Source organism: Oceanisphaera profunda, from assembly GCF_002157895.1.
GTDB lineage: Bacteria > Pseudomonadota > Gammaproteobacteria > Enterobacterales > Aeromonadaceae > Oceanimonas > Oceanimonas profunda.
Map to the genome: position 1 here is coordinate 1045980 of NZ_CP021377.1, position 18718 is coordinate 1064697.

The 18718-nt window shown below is 51.1% G+C and carries 17 protein-coding genes; 3 read left to right on the plus strand and 14 right to left on the minus strand.

What is annotated here, in order from left to right; genetic code table 11:
* Nucleotides 1–262 precede the first annotated feature (262 nt).
* Entirely contained in the window at nt 263–487 is a 225-nt protein-coding gene (locus CBP31_RS04555; protein ID WP_151898778.1) for a hypothetical protein, read from the minus strand.
* Here CBP31_RS04555 and mutS point away from each other — a divergent pair.
* Nucleotides 479–3139: a DNA mismatch repair protein MutS gene (gene mutS / locus CBP31_RS04560; RefSeq protein ID WP_227875139.1), complete on the plus strand. Its 2661-nt coding sequence runs from the start codon at nt 479–481 to the stop codon at nt 3137–3139. The genes CBP31_RS04555 and mutS overlap by 9 nt on opposite strands.
* Before the next feature lie 93 nt (nt 3140–3232).
* Here the strand turns inward: mutS and rpoS are convergent, their stop codons facing one another.
* The 11 genes from rpoS to CBP31_RS04615 all read right to left on the minus strand — a co-directional run bounded on the left by rpoS (nt 3233) and on the right by CBP31_RS04615 (nt 13142).
* Nucleotides 3233–4204: an RNA polymerase sigma factor RpoS gene (gene rpoS / locus CBP31_RS04565; RefSeq protein WP_087035075.1), complete on the minus strand. Its 972-nt coding sequence runs from the start codon at nt 4202–4204 to the stop codon at nt 3233–3235.
* A 42-nt stretch (nt 4205–4246) separates the two neighbouring features.
* The gene (locus CBP31_RS04570; RefSeq protein WP_087035076.1) at nt 4247–5242 is read right to left on the minus strand and encodes a peptidoglycan DD-metalloendopeptidase family protein; all 996 of its coding nucleotides are present in this window, start codon (nt 5240–5242) and stop codon (nt 4247–4249) included.
* The gene (locus tag CBP31_RS04575) at nt 5242–5823 is read right to left on the minus strand and encodes a YqaA family protein (RefSeq protein ID WP_087035077.1); all 582 of its coding nucleotides are present in this window, start codon (nt 5821–5823) and stop codon (nt 5242–5244) included. Before CBP31_RS04575 ends, CBP31_RS04570 begins: the two co-directional genes overlap by 1 nt.
* Nucleotides 5820–6452, minus strand: coding sequence for a protein-L-isoaspartate(D-aspartate) O-methyltransferase (locus CBP31_RS04580; RefSeq protein WP_087035078.1), 633 nt, complete (start codon nt 6450–6452; stop codon nt 5820–5822). The genes CBP31_RS04575 and CBP31_RS04580 overlap by 4 nt, the downstream gene beginning before the upstream one ends.
* 4 nt (nt 6453–6456) lie before the next feature.
* Nucleotides 6457–7203, minus strand: a complete 747-nt coding sequence (gene surE / locus CBP31_RS04585; protein ID WP_087035079.1) for a 5'/3'-nucleotidase SurE — start codon at nt 7201–7203, stop codon at nt 6457–6459.
* Nucleotides 7184–8248 (minus strand): tRNA pseudouridine(13) synthase TruD, encoded by a 1065-nt coding sequence (gene truD / locus CBP31_RS04590; protein WP_087035080.1) that lies wholly within the window; start codon nt 8246–8248, stop codon nt 7184–7186. Before truD ends, surE begins: the two co-directional genes overlap by 20 nt.
* Nucleotides 8245–8721: a 2-C-methyl-D-erythritol 2,4-cyclodiphosphate synthase gene (gene ispF, locus CBP31_RS04595; RefSeq protein ID WP_087035081.1), complete on the minus strand. Its 477-nt coding sequence runs from the start codon at nt 8719–8721 to the stop codon at nt 8245–8247. The genes truD and ispF overlap by 4 nt, the downstream gene beginning before the upstream one ends.
* Nucleotides 8722–8954: 233 nt before the next feature.
* On the minus strand, nt 8955–9662 hold the full coding sequence (gene ispD, locus CBP31_RS04600; protein ID WP_227875140.1) for a 2-C-methyl-D-erythritol 4-phosphate cytidylyltransferase: 708 nt from the start codon (nt 9660–9662) through the stop codon (nt 8955–8957).
* A gap of 17 nt (nt 9663–9679) precedes the next feature.
* Nucleotides 9680–9967, minus strand: a complete 288-nt coding sequence (ftsB, locus tag CBP31_RS04605) for a cell division protein FtsB (protein WP_087035083.1) — start codon at nt 9965–9967, stop codon at nt 9680–9682.
* A gap of 146 nt (nt 9968–10113) precedes the next feature.
* Nucleotides 10114–11415 carry a phosphopyruvate hydratase gene (eno, locus tag CBP31_RS04610; RefSeq protein WP_087035084.1) on the minus strand — a complete coding sequence of 434 codons (1302 nt, stop codon included), beginning with the start codon at nt 11413–11415 and terminating at the stop codon, nt 10114–10116.
* Between the two features lie 89 nt (nt 11416–11504).
* A complete protein-coding gene (locus CBP31_RS04615) occupies nt 11505–13142 on the minus strand; it encodes a CTP synthase (RefSeq protein ID WP_087035085.1) in 1638 nt (545 codons plus the stop codon).
* A gap of 588 nt (nt 13143–13730) precedes the next feature.
* Between CBP31_RS04615 and tenA the strand changes: the two genes are divergently transcribed.
* Nucleotides 13731–14399, plus strand: a complete 669-nt coding sequence (tenA, locus tag CBP31_RS04620; protein ID WP_087035086.1) for a thiaminase II — start codon at nt 13731–13733, stop codon at nt 14397–14399.
* A 246-nt stretch (nt 14400–14645) separates the two neighbouring features.
* On the opposite strand, the gene CBP31_RS04625 is transcribed toward tenA, so the two are convergent.
* Nucleotides 14646–15587, minus strand: coding sequence for an electron transfer flavoprotein subunit alpha/FixB family protein (locus CBP31_RS04625; RefSeq protein WP_087035087.1), 942 nt, complete (start codon nt 15585–15587; stop codon nt 14646–14648).
* A complete protein-coding gene (locus tag CBP31_RS04630; protein WP_087035088.1) occupies nt 15584–16357 on the minus strand; it encodes an electron transfer flavoprotein subunit beta/FixA family protein in 774 nt (257 codons plus the stop codon). Before CBP31_RS04630 ends, CBP31_RS04625 begins: the two co-directional genes overlap by 4 nt.
* Nucleotides 16358–16516: 159 nt before the next feature.
* Here CBP31_RS04630 and CBP31_RS04635 point away from each other — a divergent pair, with 159 nt between their 5' ends.
* Nucleotides 16517–18232: an electron transfer flavoprotein-ubiquinone oxidoreductase gene (locus tag CBP31_RS04635; protein ID WP_087035089.1), complete on the plus strand. Its 1716-nt coding sequence runs from the start codon at nt 16517–16519 to the stop codon at nt 18230–18232.
* Nucleotides 18233–18718: the final 486 nt, after the last annotated feature.

The window sequence follows — 18718 nt, forward strand, 5'->3', positions numbered from 1 at the left end:
CAAAAGCCTAGCCCTTACCATCAATCGCTCTTTCAGATCTGATCCCTATTTTTTTGTGAGTTTCGTGTTCTTCCGTTGCCAATGGGCTTTAGTCACTAAGACCTAAAGCGAGATCCTGACGTGCGTCAGGATGACGGCTTAAACATAAACACCGTCTGTTGTTGAGCTCGGCGCTTGGTTCTGCAGTGATCACTATTGTTCCGACCCTTTTCCGTGTTCTCGTCACAAAGAAGCGTGGCAAATGGGTTTTAGTCACTAACATCTAAAGCGAGATCCTGACGTGCGTCAGGATGACGGCATAAACATACCCCCCCCCTTTTTTGTTCAGCTCGGCGCTGCACTCAAGTCCATATGCCTTCAAACTCGGTTGCTGGTACAATGCGGCCTCAAGTTTTGGCACGTCTAATTTCTTAAGTAACGCTGCCTTACACTTGGCTTCATCATCAGTTTCATAAAGATATAAGGCATTGATTTTCATATGAATCAAGACAACTCCTCCCATACGCCCATGATGGTGCAATACCTTGGCCTTAAGGCTCAGCATCCCGATGTATTGATGTTTTATCGCATGGGCGATTTTTATGAGCTGTTTTATGACGATGCCAAGAAAGCCTCGCGTTTACTGGATATTTCACTGACCCAGCGCGGTAAGTCTGGTGGCAATGCCATTCCTATGGCGGGCGTGCCCCATCATGCGGCGGAGAACTATTTAGCCCGCTTGGTGCAAATGGGTGAGTCGGTGGCTATTTGTGAGCAAATTGGCGATCCGGGCATGACTAAAGGGCCGATGGAGCGCCAAGTGGTGCGCATTATTACGCCGGGCACCTTGTCTGATGAAGCACTGTTGGTGGAGCGCCAAGATAACTGTTTGGCGGCCATTTTTCATGATGGTCAGCAGTTTGGCTACGCCATGCTGGATGTAAGCACCGGGCGCTTTGTATTGAATCAATTTGCCACTGAAGAAGCGCTCACCGCCGAGCTGCAACGCACGCAGCCTGCCGAGTTGTTATACCCCGAAGCCTTTGCTTATTTTGCGGCTATTGAAGCCCGTAAAAGCTTACGCCGTCGGCCTGAGTGGGAATTTGATTTAGATACGGCGCGCACTCTGTTGTGCCAGCAGTTTGGTACCCGTGACTTAATTGGCTTTGGTGTGGAGCAAGCGACTACGGCGCTCAGTGCTGCCGGTTGCGTGCTGCAATACGTGAAAGATACCCAGCGCACTGCCCTGCCGCACATTAATAGTATTAGTCTTGAGCGCAGCCAAGATATGGTGGTGATGGATGCGGCTACCCGTCGCAACCTAGAGCTAACGCTAAATTTATCAGGCACGGTGGAAAACACCCTCGCCGAAGTGTTGGATAATACCGCCACCCCCATGGGCAGCCGCTTACTGAAGCGCTGGATCCACCAGCCGAGTCGTAATCTGGCAGCATTAACTCGTCGTCAAGACAGTATCGCCCTGCTGATGGACCAAGGCCGATATGAGGATTTACGCGCGCCACTGCGCCAAGTGGGTGACATGGAGCGCGGCTTGGCGCGCCTCGCGCTGCGCTCGGCGCGGCCGCGAGACTTAAGTCGCTTGCGCAGTGCGCTGCAGGCATTGCCGGAAATTCAGCAACAACTAGCAGACGCCAATGGCGCTAGCTTAACTGAGCTGGCCGCCACTATTAGTCAGTATCCGGAATTGGCTGAATTATTAGAGCAAGCAGTGGTGAACACACCACCGGTGCTTATTCGTGATGGTGGGGTGATCCGCGATGGCTTTAATGCCGAGCTGGATGAGTTGCGGGAATTGGCAGCCGGCGCGCATCGTTACTTAGAAGCACTGGAAGCGCGAGAAAAAGCCGCCACCGGTATTTCGACGCTTAAAGTGGCGTATAACCGAGTGCACGGTTTTTATATTGAGGTGAGTCGGGCCAGTGCCGACCAAGTGCCGTTACATTATGTGCGCCGCCAAACGCTCAAAAATAATGAGCGTTATATTATTCCTGAGCTTAAAGAGTACGAAGACAAAGTATTAAACGCTCAAGGCAAAGGCTTAGCGCTAGAAAAGAAATTATACGAGGCACTGCTGGATCGTTTGTTAGAGCATCTGCAGCCATTACAGCGCAGTGCCGGGGCTTTGGCCGAGCTGGATGTATTTGCCAATTTGGCCGAGCGCGCCGACAACCTCGATTACTGTCGCCCTACTTTGACCGAAGATGAGCTGATTGATATCGAAGCCGGTCGTCATCCGGTGGTAGAGCAGGTAATGAGCGAGCCTTTTATTGCCAACCCTCTTAACATGTCTGAGCAGCGCAAAATGTTGCTGATCACTGGCCCCAACATGGGCGGTAAGTCGACTTATATGCGCCAAACTGCGCTGATCGTGTTGATGGCTTATATGGGTTCGTTTGTACCGGCAGCCAGCGCGCGCATCGGCAAAATTGACCGTATCTTTACCCGCATCGGCGCCTCTGATGACTTAGCCTCCGGCCGCTCTACCTTTATGGTGGAAATGACCGAAACTGCCAATATTTTAAATAATGCCAGCCGCCACAGCTTGGTGTTGATGGATGAAATTGGCCGCGGCACCAGCACTTATGATGGTTTGGCATTAGCGTGGGCCTGTGCGGATGCGCTGGCCAATCAGCTACATGCCTATACTTTATTTGCTACCCACTACTTTGAGCTTACCGAGCTGGCTGGCCTGTGGTCGGCGGTGGCCAACGTACATTTAGATGCACTTGAGCATGACGACACCATCGCCTTTATGCACTCAGTGCAAGAGGGTGCCGCCAGTCGCTCGTATGGCTTACAAGTAGCAGCCTTGGCCGGCGTGCCCAAACCGGTATTGGCGCTGGCGCGCACTAAACTGGGTGAGCTGGAAACCGGTCAGTTACTAGCGGCCTCTGAGCAGGCGAAGCAGTCTGAAACAGCTAAACTGCCTGAGCAGAATAAAAAGCCGCGTAAGTCAAAAGCACCTATCGGCAGAGAAGATCGCCAAGAGGTTCAAGGCTCATTGCCCCTATTTGACGAACAAGCTGATACACCGCTTAATGCCGCTCTGTTGCTTTTAGATGAGATTGAGCCCGACGAGCTAACCCCGCGCCAAGCGCTGGAATTGATGTATCAGTTGAAGCAAAGGCGTAAGGCGTAAGGCGTAAGGAAATATTAAACCAAGCCATAAAACAAAAAGCCAGCACCGGACTCTGTGTCCGATGCTGGCTTTTTGGTATGCGTGGCGCTTACATTAGTTGTCGTAAAAAAGGGTGTCTACACACAGGCCTTGCTGGGTGACGATTTCTTTTAAACGGCGCAGCGCTTCTACTTGAATTTGGCGTACTCGCTCGCGCGTTAAGCCAATTTCTTGCCCCACATGCTCCAGCGTAGAGGCTTCATAACCCAGCAAACCAAAACGACGGGCTAACACTTCACGTTGTTTCGGATTAAGCTCCTCCAGCCAACGCACTAAGCTGCTATTCATATCGCTATCTTGCAACTCGGTTTCGGGGTTAGTGTCGTTTTCGTCGGCGATAACATCTAATAATGCTTTGTCACCATCGCCACCGATGGGCGTGTCCACTGAGCTGACTTTTTCATTCAGCTTAAGCATGCGTGATACATCACTGACGGGTTTATCGAGGGCTTGGGCTATTTCTTCGGCGGTGGGTTCATGATCCAGACGTTGGGCGAGCTCGCGGGCGGTACGCAAATAAACATTGAGCTCTTTCACCACATGAATAGGCAGGCGTATGGTACGGGTCTGGTTCATAATGGCGCGTTCTATGGTTTGGCGGATCCACCAAGTGGCATAGGTGGAGAAGCGAAAGCCGCGCTCGGGATCAAACTTTTCTACCGCGCGAATTAAGCCGAGGTTGCCCTCTTCAATCAAGTCTAATAAAGCCAGCCCGCGATTGTTATAACGGCGAGAAATTTTAACCACTAAGCGTAAGTTTGATTCAATCATGCGCTTGCGCGCAATTAAGTCTCCGCGTAAAGAGCGTCGAGCATACAAGACTTCTTCTTCTGCGGTTAATAACGGAGAAAATCCGATTTCACCTAGATACAGCTGAGTCACGTCTAGCGTACGGCTGCTGGCTACACTCGCTTTTTCTTCCGCGTCTACTGTTTCAACGCTATCTTGCTCGGGGCTGATCGTTGCATCCATTGCCTGATCCGCATCCGTGTTCTTTTTTGGGGTTGTTGCTTTGCTCGCATTCATGGCAGTTCTCCCTTTATCCGGGTACTACCTGTGTCCCGGATGTTATCTTTTTGGCAGATAGGTCATCGGATTAACCGATGAACCCTGATGTCGGATCTCAAAATGTAACCGTACATCAGTCGTGTCACTACTTCCCATATCCGCTATGTGCTGCCCAGAGCTCACGGTTTGCTGCTCTTTAACTTTAAGCACCTCGTTGTGAGCGTAGGCAGACAAATAATCATCATTGTGTTTGATGATGATCAGGTTGCCGTATCCACGTAGCGCGTTCCCTGCGTATACAACCTTGCCAGCTGCGGCAGCGTTAATAGCCTGCCCCCTGCTGCCTCTAATATCTATGCCCTTATTGCCGGTCTCTGCCAACGAGAAGCCCGAGATAATGGGTCCTGTGGTTGGCCAGTGCCATTTAATAGGTGCGTTATTAGCGGCGCTTTTTTGTGCAGCAGTTCCAGCGTAAACTTTTCCGGGAGCGGCTGCAACTGGCTTTGTGGATTTTATAACCGGTTGATTTTTAGGCACGGCTGCAGACTGGGTTTGTGTCACTCTTATCTTGCCAGCAGGTACTGCTGTTGTGCGCGCTACTTGTGACTTCTGTGAAGTGGATCCGCGAAGCAGCGTCAGGCTTTGACCGACATAGATGCGATAAGGCGGTTTTAAACCGTTCAACGTCGCCAGATCCGCCACTCTGTGATTCGCGTTGCGCGCTATGCTATTGAGCGTGTCACCTCGGCGCACAATATATTGCGCCCGCGCGGCACCCGGCACATCTAGGCGCAGCGTTTGGCCAGGGTAAATAGCATAAGGGGGGGCAATGCGATTATGGCGCGCTAGGCTTGGCACATCGGAGCCCGCCTGCCACGCAATGGAATACAGAGTGTCGCCTTTGGCCACCACATAATGGCTGCCGTTGGCTTTGATTTGTCCCCGAGCATTAACACCATATACAGGAGCGGGGCGTGAGGCAGAGCAAGCACTCAGCAAGGTTATCAACACAAGGTTGACACACCATAGCGTGAAATAGCGGCTCTGCCGGCGCATCAGTTTCTCAACAACAAATAAGCGATAACAGCGGCGGCCACACACAACCAACCCAAGATATCGATATAGCGGATAAGCTTGGCTTCCATGGGCGGCCCACCCCACTTCATGAGTCCCGCCACCATAAAGAAACGCAAGCCTCGGCCTACCAGTGACACTAGCACGAAGGGCAAGAACATCATGCTCAGCATGCCGGCGGTGACGGTAAACACCTTATAAGGAATGGGCGTGAAGCTGGCGATAAAAATCACCCAAATGCCCCACTCACTAAACCACGCTTTAGCTATCTCAATTTTGCCCTCATAGCCCATGGAGGCAATAAAAGGCGCCACGACCGGATCCCAAAGCGCATAACCCAGCAGATAGCCAAAGGCGGCACCCAGCACCGAGAAAAAGGTGGCCAGCCCCGCGTAATACCAAGCGCGCTGCGGTTTAGCCAGCGTCATGGGTGCCAGCATCACATCCACAGGTATCGGCCAAAAAATGGACTCAACAAAGCTATTTAAGGATAAATAAACCGGTGCGTGGCGATGCAAAGCCCAAATCATCACCTGTTGATACAACCGAGAAAAAATTTTCACTCAAGATCGCCTTTCACTAACGGGACAAAGCGCACCGGCTCTAATTCGGTACGGATAAATTGATTGCCATGGCGCTGATACAGCCATAACGATTGTTGGGTTTGGCCAACGGGGATCACCATACGCCCGCCATCGGCTAGTTGTGATAATAAGGCTTGGGGCGTTTCTTGCGCCGCCGCCGTGACCATAATGGCATCGAACGGTGCCTTACTTGCCCAGCCTTGCCAGCCGTCACCGTGTTTGGTGGACACATTATACAAATCGAGGCGCTGTAAGCGACGTCGCGCTTGATACTGCAACGACTTAATGCGCTCTAAAGTACAGACCTGATCCACCAACTGCGCCAATACCGCCGTCTGAAAACCAGAGCCGGTGCCCACTTCCAACACGCGTTTAGGGTTGGGCTCTTGCTCAAGCAACACTTCGGTCATGCGCGCCACTATATACGGCTGGGAGATAGTCTGGCCAAAGCCTATCGGCAAGGCACTGTTATCCCACGCCTTGTGCGACATAGCTTCGTCTACAAACTGCTCTCTGGGCAAGCAAGCAATGGCTTGCAGTACGCGTTCGTTGGTAATTCCCTGTTGTTGCAGCAAATGATAAAGCCGCTGTCCTGCTAACGTAAGCACCCTGTTACTCCACTTCTTTGATCCAGCTGGCTAATGCCGCCATCTTGCTGTGGGCCGTCATATCGATAGTGAGCGGCGTAATGGAGACATAGCCTCTTTCTACCGCATCAAAGTCGGTACCTTCGCCCGCATCATGAATGGCTCCCGGTGGTCCTATCCAATAAATGGGTCGGCCACGCGGATCATATTCTTTTAAGACCGGATCACAACGGTGACGATTACCCAAACGAGTCACTTTGATACCTTGAATTTCACTCAAGGGCAAGTCGGGCACATTCACATTTAGTATTTGATTAGTGGCCAGTGGCGCTCTTAATAAGCCTTGTACTAACAGGCAGGCGTAATGGGCGGCCGTGTCAAAGTGGCGGTCACCGCATAAGGAGATGGCCAAAGAGGGCAAGCCGAGGTGGCGGCCTTCGGTGGCGGCCGCAACCGTGCCAGAGTAGAGCACATCGTCGCCTAAATTGGCACCGTGGTTAATACCTGCCACCACTAAGTCTGGGTCGGGATCCAGCAAGCAGTTTACCGCCCAATGCACGCAGTCTGTGGGTGTGCCCTTCACGGAATAGAATCCGCTGTCGTCGAGTTTATCGACCCGCAGCGGCACTTCTAGCGTCAAAGAATGACTGGCACCGCTGCGATTACGGTCCGGGGCTACCGTCACTACTTCGGCAAATTCAGATAAGGCGCGACTCAAGGTGCGAATGCCAAGCGCATTCACCCCATCGTCATTACTCACTAATATCTTCATGCAGCTCGGCTTCCTTTACCAGTTCACGCACCACACTGGTGGCATAGCTGCCAGCGGGTAACCAAAATGACAGACTTAAGCGATCGCCATTAAACTGCCAGCTCATCTCTTGGGGTTTAAGTAACAGCGGGCGACGCTCTTGTTTTAAGCCTTGATTCTCTAGCCCGTCGCATAAGTCTTTTTGCTCACTCAGCGCTGCCAGTTCTAACTCGGCGGCGGCCTCAATACTTGGTAAACGACCGCGGCCCCACATGGGTGCGCTCAAGCGTACATCGCCTGAGTCAAAACGCGCTTGCAAGGCATCATCCAGTGGATTGTCGTCATTAATGGTGAAAAAAGACTGGGTGCCCGCCAGCATTAAACAGTCGCCGGCCATTAATTGTTCACCTAAACCGGCACTTAAGCGCTGGCTGGCGGCCAAGTTAAATAAATAGCTGCGCGCCGCGGATAAATACATGGAGCGTTTATTGCGGTCTTTAATCTTGCGGCCATTAAACATGGCCCGCGCTTGATCTAAATTGCCAAAGTGATGGCCAAAGCGTTGGTCGCCATAATAGTTAGGCACGCCGCGCGCTTGAATTGCGATTAAGCGGTGTTCAAATTCTTCTGGATCGCTAACGACTAATTCATTTACGACTAGCTCAAACCAGTTACCTTTTAGGGCACCGATTTTTAGCTTCTTATTGTGGCGCGCGCGGGCCAAGATTTGTACGTCGCCATTTTCTAGGCTAGAAAAATCTGGCTCCGCCTTACCGGGCAAATGCACGCCAAACCACTGCTCGGTCACCGCATGGCGATCTTTCAACCCCGCCCAGGTGACTTCACGCTGAGTGACCCCAGCTACGCGAGCTAATTCGCGCGCTATCCACTGAGTATTTTGACCGCGTTTGCGAATATAGAGCAAGATATGCTCGCCTTCGCCGCAGGGTGCAAAGCCTAGATCTTCGCGCACTTTAAAATCTTCGGGCACGGTTTTTAAGCGGCCCGTAGCCGTAGGTTCACCGTGCAGATAATGCCATTCGCCTATCCCAGAAGTCGCTGTCATAGTTGCACCAGCAGCACCACGGCTTCTGCCGCTATGCCTTCTTTACGGCCCACAAAACCCAGCTGTTCGGTGGTGGTGGCCTTCACATTGATAAGGCTCACCGGCACTTGCAAATCGGCGGCGATATTAGCCACCATCGCATCGATAAACGGCGACAACTTAGGGGCTTGAGCCAGTACGGTAATGTCTGCATTGGCTAAGGCGTAGCCGGCGGCAGCCACTTTATTGACCACATCGCGCAGCAAGATGCGGCTATCGACGCCTTTATAGGCAGCGTCGGTATCGGGAAAATGGCGGCCAATATCACCGGCACCAATGGCGCCTAATAGCGCATCCGTGAGTGCGTGTAAAATGACGTCGCCGTCAGAGTGGGCCAATAAGCCTTGCTCATAAGGCACGGCCACGCCGGCCAGAATACAGGGGCCTTCGCCACCAAATTTATGCACGTCAAAACCGTGTCCAATTCGCATCATGATTGTGATCTCTGTTGTCAGTTAAATACTGTCGTCTTACGCGGTACGCCACACGTTAAGGCAAGTTCAAAAGCTATTTTTGCCACGGAATACACGGAAAAAAACCGGAACAATTAAGATGAGATAAGAACGAAAACCTCTAGGTGTTAAGATCTTATAAACCATAAGCTATTTTGTCCTTTGAGCTAGCTCTTCGTCCGTGTGCTTCCGTGTATTCCGTGGCAAAGAAATCTTTAGCTCTTCTCTAAAAAAAAGCTCGCTAGTGCTAAGTCTTCGGGGCGGGTGATCTTAATATTGTCGGCGCGCCCAGCTACTAATTTGGGATTAAAGCCCGCCCACTCCATAGCTGAGGCTTCATCGGTAATGGTGATGCCCGCGGCCAGCGCGCCCGATAAGGCTTGGCGCAGGGTGTCAGTCGCAAAGCATTGCGGCGTCAGTGCGTGCCACAGTTCATCCCGCGATACGCTGTTAGCAATGGCCCCTTGGCCATCGCCGCGCTTCATGGTGTCGCGCACTTGGCTGGCTAAAATTGCGCCTTGAGCTTGGCGACCGGCGCCCATAACCGCATCTAGGTCGGCAGAATGTAAACAAGGGCGCGCCGCATCGTGTACCAATACCCAGTCGGTGTTCACATGCGCCAGTGCATTAAGCACCGTATCGGCCCGCTCAGCTCCGCCTAGCACTTGCTGAATACGCGGGTGTTGCGCCAAGGGTAACTGCTCAAACCAAGTATCGTGCTCTGCTGTGGCCACGATAATAGCGCCAATGGCGGGATGTTTAAGCAAACGCGTCAGGGTTTGTTCAAGTACTGTGCTGTCCGCCAACGTTAAATATTGCTTAGGCCTGTCGGCGGCCATGCGGCTACCAATGCCGGCTGCGGGCACGATGGCAGTATAAATACCAAGATCAGCTACGGCATTAATTAAGGCATTAGTAGTCACACGGAGATCAGTTGCGCTCATGGGCTAGGTTTATCAGCAAGCAACAGTCGATAAAAGGTTTCGCCGGGTTTAATCATCCCCAGATCGTTACGCGCCAGCTCTTCCACTGCCGCCAGTCCTTTATTGAGATCTTCAATTTCCCGATACAATAAAGCGTTACGGGTCACCAATTGTTCGTTATCGTCCATTTGACGAGTCACGTAGCTTTGAGCTTCATTGTATTCCGCCAAGCCATTTTTGCCCCGCCACAGATCATATTGCAGGGTACATAACACGGCGAGCAGTATTAGGGTTAGAATGCGCATGCTTCCTCCACGAATAGGCGGCTAGTTTCCCATATTCGGGCGCCGAACAAAAGAAACCCCGCACAGGGCGGGGTTTCATGTTTCGCTTTCATCAAGTTAGCCAGTTCGCGGCACAAATTTTGCCACTCAGCGGGCCGTTTACTTAATTAAGCCTGACCTTTAATCTCAGACAAACCGTGGAACGGGGCTTTGGCACCCAGCTCTTCTTCGATGCGGATCAGTTGGTTGTATTTAGCAACACGATCCGAGCGGCTCATAGAGCCGGTCTTAATTTGGCCTGCACAAGTACCCACTGCCAAATCGGCAATAGTGGTATCTTCAGTTTCACCTGAGCGATGGGAAATCACCACGGTGTAACCGGCTTTTTGTGCCATTTGAATCGAGTTCAAAGTTTCGGTCAAGGTGCCGATCTGGTTGAACTTAATCAAGATAGAGTTGGCGATACCTTTGTCGATACCTTCTTGCAAGATCTTGGTGTTGGTTACGAACAAGTCGTCACCTACCAGTTGGATCTTGTCGCCCAGTATTTTGGTCTGGTAAGCAAAACCGTCCCAGTCAGACTCATCTAAGCCATCTTCAATCGATACGATTGGGTAACGCTGAGTGAGGTCTTCCAGATAATGAGTGAACTCATTGGCGGTGAATACTTTGCCTTCGCCGCTCAGGTTGTAGTTGCCTTTGGCTTTGTCGTAAAACTCAGAGGCAGCACAGTCCATCGCCAGCACTATGTCTTTACCCAGTACGTAACCGGCTTGCTCAACGGCTGCTTTAATTGCCACTAATGCTGCTTCGTTCGACTCTAAATCTGGGGCAAAACCACCTTCGTCACCCACTGAGGTGCTCAGGCCTTTGGCTTTTAGTACTTTTGCCAAGCTGTGGAACACTTCAGCACCCATGCGCAGCGCTTCTTTGATGTTCTTAGCGCCCACGGGTTGAATCATAAACTCTTGAATGTCGACGTTATTGTCGGCGTGCTCTCCGCCATTGATGATGTTCATCATGGGCAGTGGCATAGAGTATTTACCTGGGGTGCCATTTAGCTCAGCAATCCACGCGTACAAAGGCACGCCTTTAGATAGTGCAGCGGCTTTAGCTACTGCCAGAGACACGGCCAGAATGGCGTTTGCGCCAAGCTTTGCTTTATTGTCTGTGCCATCTAAGTCGAGCATTATCTGGTCGATGTCGGCTTGTTGAGTGGCATCTTTGCCAATCAGCGCCTTGGCGATAGGGTCATTGATGTTGGTAACGGCAACTTGCACGCCTTTACCTAAAAAACGTGACTTATCACCGTCACGCAGCTCTAACGCTTCGCGTGAACCGGTAGAAGCACCGGATGGCGCGATAGCGCGCCCCATAAAACCGCCTTCCAAAAATACATCAGCTTCTACGGTTGGGTTGCCACGCGAATCAATAACTTCACGACCGATAATTTTGACAATCTTAGCCATTCTCTAACTTCCTCTATTAGTTGAAAGGTAAAAACGGGATCAAGCACTAAAAAATACGGCCGAGCTTCATGCTCAGCCGTGATGTTAGGTTATTCCAGCTCTCCCTGCTGATATTGGCCTGCCGCTTTGATAAAGCCGGTAAACAAGCCATGTCCATCCCGTGGTGTAGAGGTGAATTCCGGGTGGAATTGCGCCGCTACAAACCAAGGGTGATCGGGATTTTCAATGATTTCGACTAATTTCTTATCAGCCGAACGTCCCGTTACTTGCATACCTGCCGCCTCAATTTTTGGCAGCAGATGATTATTCACTTCATAGCGATGACGATGACGCTCATAGATAGTATCTGAACCATAGAGCGCGTGCACCTTAGAACCGGGCTCTAAATGGCACAACTGAGCGCCCAAGCGCATGGTGCCGCCGAGATCTGACATTTCATCGCGTACTTCAACTACGCCTTCTTCATCCAGCCATTCGGTGATCAAACCGACCACTGGAAACGGGCTCTCTGGATCAAATTCTGACGAATGTGCGCCTTCTAGGCCAACCACGTTACGCGCATATTCAATCAAGGCGATTTGCATGCCTAAGCAAATGCCTAAATACGGCACGCGATTCTCACGGGCATAACGGGCAGCCATGATCTTGCCTTCAATGCCGCGCGGGCCAAAGCCGCCGGGCACCAAGATGGCATCTAGGCCTTCAAGCAGGCTCTCACCTTTGGTCTCAAGGTCTTGGGAGTCAATGTATTTGATATTGACCGTGAGACGATTTTTTAAACCGCCGTGCTTCAGCGCTTCGTTCACTGACTTATACGCATCGGGCAGCTCGGTGTATTTACCGACCATGCCGATGGTTACTTCGCCGGTAGGATTCGCTTCTTCGTAGATCACCTGCTCCCACTCAGACAAGTCTGACGGTGGGCAGTCGAGCTGAAAACGCTTCACGACCAATTCATCTAAGCCCTGAGAACGCAGCAGCGCGGGGATTTTGTAGATAGAATCCACGTCTTTCAGCGAAATAACCGCTTTTTCGATCACGTTACAGAACAAGGCAATTTTAGCGCGCTCGTTAGCTGGGATCACACGATCACTACGGCAAATCAAGATGTCCGGCTGAATACCAATCGACAGTAATTCTTTTACCGAATGCTGAGTCGGTTTAGTTTTCACTTCACCGGCCGCCGCCAAATAAGGCACTAAGGTCAGGTGCATAAACAGGGTGTTTTCACGCCCTACTTGCACTGCGAGCTGACGCAAAGCTTCCAAAAACGGCAATGACTCAATATCACCCACGGTGCCACCCACTTCTACGATAGCTACATCATGCCCTTCGGCACCGGCAATCACGCGGTCTTTAATGGCGTTAGTAATGTGGGGGATCACCTGAATGGTGGCGCCCAGATAATCGCCGCGTCGTTCCTTGCGCAGCACGTCCGCGTATACGCGGCCGGAGGTGAAGTTATTACGACGCGTCATCTTAGTGCGAATAAAGCGCTCGTAATGGCCTAAGTCCAAGTCGGTTTCGGCGCCATCATCGGTGACAAATACCTCACCGTGCTGAGTCGGGCTCATGGTACCTGGGTCTACGTTGATGTAGGGATCCAGCTTCATGATGGTCACATTAAGACCACGAGCCTCGAGGATGGCGGCCAGGGAAGCGGCTGCAATGCCTTTACCCAGGGACGACACAACCCCACCAGTAACAAAAATATATTTAGTTGTCATGTAGAACCTGAAGAAGCTAGGGAACGGATGGATTATTGAATGCAAGACGGGGTGAAAGTATACGCAATAAGGCCTATCACGACAATGAAAACCTAAAAGCCGCGCCTAGCGCCGAGCACCAAGCGCCAAGCGGGAGCAAACTCGAGGCCTGTACATCAGAACCTGCGGCGCAGGTTTTAGCTTTGTAGCAGCCAACTTTTCTGTTGTAGCCAGCCGTCTCTTTAGTAAAGAGGACTTCGCTGGGCCAGCATAGCTGGATGGTTTAAATCAAAAAACAGACAGTGCCGAAGTCCTCTTTACCTAAGAGACCGGCACACTGCAAAAGATGTCGCACTTGTAGGCGCCGCTTCTTTTACATAGATAGTATTCGGTGGGCCTGCATAGCAGGCTTTTTAAGATTTAAGGATAAAACAAAACCGTGCCGAATAAATTGGCACACTACAAAAGCATAAACCTTGTAGGTTCCATATCTAGCACATTTAAACGCTTGATATAAATAGGAAAGTAGACAGAATGATTCTACCTCCTAAGCATGACCTAGGTCACAGTTTGTCAGGAGCTAATGGCACATTCACAAAAGGACATGAAATGAGCTTTACCTTCGAAGATTTAAAAAAAGATAACCTTGAGCCTTGGACGGATTATATTCAGCACGATTTTGTGCGCCAGCTTGGCGACGGCACCTTGGCGCCGAAGGCATTTCGCCATTATTTAAAACAGGATTATCTGTTTTTAATTCAGTTTGGTCGTGCCTTTGCTCTGGCCGCTTATAAAAGCCCTACGCTTGCTGACCTGCGCCACGCCAAAGCCGGCTTCGATGCCATTATCGACTTAGAGCTTGGCCTGCATATCGACTACTGCCAGCAATGGGGCATCAGTGAGCAAGACTTGGCGGACTTACCCGAAGCTCGCGCCACACTGGCCTACACCCGTTATGTATTAGATACCGGTAATCGCGGCGACTTATTAGACATGCACGTAGCACTGGCTCCTTGCTTGGTAGGTTATGCGGAAGTGGCGCGCTGGTTGATTGAGCAGCCTGAAACCATTCGTGGCGATAACAATCCGTACGAAGCCTGGCTTGCCATGTACGAAAGTGCGGAGTTTCAAGCAGCGGCGCAAGCCGAACGCGCTTGGCTTAACGAACGTTTAGCGGATGTCACCCCCACTCGTTTTAAACAACTGAGCCGCATCTTTAACGATGCCACCCGCCTAGAAATCGACTTCTGGGGCATGGGATTGAATCAGCAGATGTAAGAGACGGTGAGGGGTGAGACGTTAAATTTGTAGGGGTCGATTTTAATCGTCCGATTTTGGTCGAATAAATTCGACCCTACAACAGGCCTGTGCCCACCCCTCACTTGGTCGTCGAGGAGTGCAACGACGCGGCAAAGAGGGAATAAAGACGCATAACAACAGAGCGCAGAGCGGCGTAAGCTAACGCGAAATCTTGACGTTCAACAGAGTATCTCCAAAAACGAATCTCTATTTTTACCTCACTCCTCACAATAATTTTTCCAGCTCCGGTAACACCTCGAACAAATCCGCCACTAAACCGTAATCCGCCACTTCAAAAATGGCCGCGTCTGCATCTTTGTTGATGGCCACTATCACCTTGGACTCTTTCATGCCGGCCAGATGCTGGATTGCGCCCGACAGCCCTACTGCGATATACAGCTCAGGTGCCACTATTTTACCGGTTTGTCCTACCTGCATATCATTGGCAGCAAAGCCCGCATCCACAGCCGCGCGCGTGGCCCCAATAGCGGCGTTTAATTTATCGGCAAGCTGCGCTAACAAGGCAAAATTTTCTTTGCTGCCTAAGCCGCGCCCTCCCGAGATCACCACCCGCGCGGACGTTAGCTCGGGCCGGGCACTTTGGCTGAGTTGCTCGCTAACAAAGTGGCAACGAGTACTGTATTCGATTGCCGCCAGTTGTTTTATCTCGGCGCTATTGCTGTCAGTGCCATGCTCACCGGCATCGGCTGAGGCAAAGGCCGTAGTACGCACCGTAAGCAGCTTAATATCATCGAGCGCCTGCACGGTGGTAATGGCGTTGCCCGCATAAATAGGTCGGCGAAAAGTATCGGGGGATTCTATGGCCAGCACTTCAGATACCATGCCCACATCCAATAACGCCGCCACCCTAGGCAAGAGGTTTTTACCGGTGGTGGTCGCCGCAGCCACTATATAAAGATAATTTTTTGCCAGAGATTCAATAAGCGCGGCGCAGGGCTCGGCTAACTGATGTTGATAATCAGGAGCGTCCGCCACTAGCACAGTGCGCACCGCAAATTTGGCCGCCGCCTTAGCCACCGCTTGGCATTGATCTCCCATGATCAGTAGATCAATCTCACCTCCCAACTCAGTGGCGGCAGTGAGCGCATGCAAGGTGGCGGAGTTAAGCTGGGTATTATCGTGCTCGGCTATCAGCAAACAGGTCATAGGATCACCTTAATGTCGTGTTTGAGTTTATCGACCAGCTCGGCGGCATCTTTTACCTTAATGCCCGCTTTGCGCTTGGCCGGCGCCGTCACTTTAAGCTGTTGGCTGTGTTGTTTTAAAACCACAGCTAGCTCACTGATAGGCAGTATTTCTAGCGGCTTTTGCTTGGCTTTCATTATATTGGGTAAAGAGGCATAACGTGGCTGATTAAGCCGCAAGTCTGTGGTTACCACTGCTGGCAATTCGAGCAATAGCGTTTGCAAGCCGCCGTCTATCTCGCGGGTTACCGTTAGCTGTTCCCCCTCTAAAGTTAGCTGTGAAGCAAAGGTGGCTTGGGGCCAATTGAGCAAGCCGGCTAACATTTGCCCGACTTGGTTATTGTCCGTATCTATCGACTGCTTGCCGAGTAATACCAATTGTGGCTGCTCTTGCTTCACCAATTTAGCCAGTATTTTGGCCACATTAAGCGGCTCAATTGTTTGGTCGGTGCTACTCGCTGTTTGTTCAGTACTAATTAAGAGCGCCCTATCTGCCCCCAGCGCCAGCGCGGTACGTAATTGTTCTTGTGCCACTGCTGGCCCTATAGATACGGCAATAATTTCCGACACCCAACCTGCCTCTTTCATGCGCACCGCTTCTTCAAGGGCAATCTCGCAAAATGGGTTGGCCGCCATTTTGACGTTATTCAGCTCCACGGCGCTTTCGTCCGCTTTAACACGAATTTTAACGTGATAATCGATGACCCTCTTTATCGTAACCAGTACTTTCATAGCGCCTCCGCCAGCTCACAAGCTCGCCTTAATACTAGTCAAAAGTGCCGCCACTGCCGTTTTCCGCTTTGTTAAATATCACAATCAATACAATACTTTAGTCAGGCTCTACATCCATGACTCAACGTACGCACAATCCCTTACCCAACGAGGCCAGCCATGCCAAGAGAAGCGATGGAGTTTGATGTGATCATAGTGGGCGCGGGTCCGGCCGGTTTATCGGCGGCGTGTCGCTTGATGCAAGCCGACAAACAAGCAGGTCAAACGCTTAACGTATGCGTGCTAGAAAAAGGTGCCGAGGTAGGTGCCCATATTTTATCCGGCGCCCTGCTCGACACCCGCGCCTTAGACGAATTATTCCCCGATTGGCAAGCGCGCGGTGCACCGATAGCAATGGCAGTAGCAGACGAGCACTTTTATATGCTGAGCAGCGAACAAGGCGGCATTGAGGTGCCTCACGGCGTGCTGCCTCCCCCCTTACTTAATCCGCATTCTTATATCATCAGCTTAGGTAACTTATGCCGCTGGTTGGCTCGCCAAGCCGAGCAATTAGGCGTGACTATTTTCACCGGCTTTGCGGCCCAAGCGCCTATTTATAATGAACAAGGTGCTGTGTGTGGCGTCGTTACTGGTGATTTAGGCGTAGCAGCGGATGGCAGCCAAAAGGCGAACTATGTGCCCGGCATTGAACTGCGTGCGCCGGTTACCTTATTTGCCGAGGGCAGCCGTGGCCATATTGGCAAAGAGCTAATTACGCGCTTTAAATTAGATGAAGGCAAAGACACCCAACATTATGCCTTAGGCATCAAAGAGTTGTGGCAAGTAGCCCCTGAGCGTCATCAACCGGGCTTAGTGATACACGGCAGTGGCTGGCCTTTGACTCAAGCAAACGGGGGCTTTTTTATGTATCACGGCGAGCAACAACAAGTGGCGGTAGGTTTGGTGGTCGACTTAAATTATCGCAACCCTTGGCTCGACCCTTTTTCAGAGCTGCAACGGCTGAAGCATCATCCGCTACTGTCGCGCTATTTATATGATGGCCAACGGCTCAGCTATGGCGCGCGCACCTTAACCAAGGGCGGATTGAATGCCTTGCCGCGCATGACTATGCCGGGGGCGTTCTTATTAGGCTGCGATGCGGGCACCTTGAATGGTGCCAAGATTAAGGGCATTCACACCGCCATGAAATCCGGCATGCTGGCCGCCGATGCCGTGCTGAACGCTTGGCCTAATTCTGATGCTAGCTCTGGTTTTAGTGCTGGTGCCAATTCTGGTTTGAGTTCTGATGTGAGCTCTGGTTTGGCGCAATTCCAAACCAAATCAAGCCAGCATTTTAATCAGATTTTTACCCAAAGCTGGGTGCATCAAGAACTCGCGGACAGCAAAAACTTTGTGCTCGCGCTGCATAGATTTGGCCCTTGGTTAGGCGGCGTGGTTAATTATCTAAATCACAACTGGTTTAATGCCAAGTTACCCTTTGCAGCGCAAGATAAAACGCCCGATCACGCGAGTTTGGCCTTGGCCGACAGCCAACCGAACATTGCATATCCCAAGCCAGACGGCCAACTGTCTTTCGATCGCCTGTCATCTGTGTATTTGGCTAATACTCAACATGAGGAGGATCAGCCCTGCCATTTGATATTAGCGGATCCATTGTTACCACTGCGGGATAACTTGCCGCTGTATCAGGAGCCCGCCCAGCGCTATTGCCCTGCCGGTGTCTACGAGGTCGTGAGCCAAGAACAGGAGCTGAAATTTCAGATAAACGCCGCCAACTGCATACATTGCAAGGCCTGTGATATTAAGGATCCTGCACAAAACATCCATTGGACGCCGCCCGAGGGCGGCTCAGGGCCTAATTATCCGAATATGTAATGCCGCAGCCATTAGCGGAAAAAGTACAAAAAAATCCCCGAAGCGGCAGCTTCTAATAAAAAGAATCTGCGTCTTCGGGGACATGTGCATTGTTATTATTCAGCGCTATTTTTATTGGCTGTCTTGTTATAGAAGCAGACAGTTATTTTCGGCACTCCCGCTTATAACGCACCGCAAAATTTTATGTCCCATCCCAACATTAAACAAGCTAGACTTTAGTCCTACTCCAGCTCTACTCACAGCCGTTACCCCTCGATTAGCCAAAGCATTGCTTAGCACATTATACCAATCAGGAAAACTAACTGATCAAAACCTTTTCGCAACGGAACCCACGGAAGAACACGGAAAAATAGTGCTCAAATCTGACAAAGCCAAAACTAAGATAAAAGGCTTTAATAGGTAAGAGCTACCCCCCCCTCCTTACAATAAGCTGGTTCTTACAATAAATAAGCTCTTGCTCCCTGTCACTTGTCGATCTTATCCCAT

Bases quoted from the DNA above. Each gene is read 5' to 3' on its own strand.
- mutS (WP_227875139.1), top strand. From the start codon at position 479: ATGAATCAAGACAACTCCTCCCATACGCCCATGATGGTGCAATACCTT.
- rpoS (WP_087035075.1), bottom strand. From the start codon at position 4,204: ATGAATGCGAGCAAAGCAACAACCCCAAAAAAGAACACGGATGCGGAT.
- CBP31_RS04570 (WP_087035076.1), bottom strand. From the start codon at position 5,242: ATGCGCCGGCAGAGCCGCTATTTCACGCTATGGTGTGTCAACCTTGTG.
- surE (WP_087035079.1), bottom strand. From the start codon at position 7,203: ATGAAGATATTAGTGAGTAATGACGATGGGGTGAATGCGCTTGGCATT.
- truD (WP_087035080.1), bottom strand. From the start codon at position 8,248: ATGACAGCGACTTCTGGGATAGGCGAATGGCATTATCTGCACGGTGAA.
- ispF (WP_087035081.1), bottom strand. From the start codon at position 8,721: ATGATGCGAATTGGACACGGTTTTGACGTGCATAAATTTGGTGGCGAA.
- ftsB (WP_087035083.1), bottom strand. From the start codon at position 9,967: ATGCGCATTCTAACCCTAATACTGCTCGCCGTGTTATGTACCCTGCAA.
- eno (WP_087035084.1), bottom strand. From the start codon at position 11,415: ATGGCTAAGATTGTCAAAATTATCGGTCGTGAAGTTATTGATTCGCGT.
- CBP31_RS04615 (WP_087035085.1), bottom strand. From the start codon at position 13,142: ATGACAACTAAATATATTTTTGTTACTGGTGGGGTTGTGTCGTCCCTG.
- tenA (WP_087035086.1), top strand. From the start codon at position 13,731: ATGAGCTTTACCTTCGAAGATTTAAAAAAAGATAACCTTGAGCCTTGG.
- CBP31_RS04625 (WP_087035087.1), bottom strand. From the start codon at position 15,587: ATGACCTGTTTGCTGATAGCCGAGCACGATAATACCCAGCTTAACTCC.
- CBP31_RS04630 (WP_087035088.1), bottom strand. From the start codon at position 16,357: ATGAAAGTACTGGTTACGATAAAGAGGGTCATCGATTATCACGTTAAA.
- CBP31_RS04635 (WP_087035089.1), top strand. From the start codon at position 16,517: ATGCCAAGAGAAGCGATGGAGTTTGATGTGATCATAGTGGGCGCGGGT.